The organism is Rothia sp. HMSC071F11, assembly GCF_001809115.1.
Taxonomy (GTDB): domain Bacteria; phylum Actinomycetota; class Actinomycetes; order Actinomycetales; family Micrococcaceae; genus Rothia; species Rothia dentocariosa.
In genome coordinates, this window is sequence record NZ_KV795771.1 from 190,096 (window position 1) to 190,635 (window position 540).

1 protein-coding gene is annotated in these 540 nt (G+C 53.1%); it reads left to right on the plus strand.

The genetic code is table 11. The features are described from left to right. Positions 1-540 (plus strand): PRD domain-containing protein (locus tag HMPREF2554_RS10770; RefSeq protein ID WP_141744403.1); only part of this gene is annotated, 540 nt, incomplete at both ends.

Genomic DNA, 540 nt, shown 5'->3' on the forward strand with positions numbered 1-540 from the left:
TTATCGGGCGCGGACTTGCCTTTGGTAAACGCAAGGGCGATCTGGTTGATCCAACTAAGGTCGAGCAGACATTCATTCCCGAACACGATATTTCCGCCGAGCGGCTCAGTTGGTCACTCTCCGAGATTCCCCCGGAGATTCTTGCTATTGCCTCCGAACTTGAAACGAAGGTTCGCAATACCCCCGATATTAAAATCGCGAACTCCTTCATCATTCCTTTCGCAGACCACCTGCACTATGCTGTTGCGCGCGCACGCGAAGGACTGCAGGTTGATTATCCTCTCGCACCAGAGGTAACGCTGCTGTATCCGCGTGAAGTTGAGTTCGGGCGCCGGGCACTTGATCTGGTACATGAGCGTTTGCATCTCACCCTAGATCCGCAGGAAGCGATTCCTTTGGCGTTACATCTCGTCAATGCCCAGTTTGCGACGGCCGATATGTCACGGGCTTTCCGCATGACTGAGGTTTTTGCGCAGGTTTTTGATGTTATCGGAGCAACGTATGGTAAGCCGATAGACACAAATTCCATGTCGGCGGCGC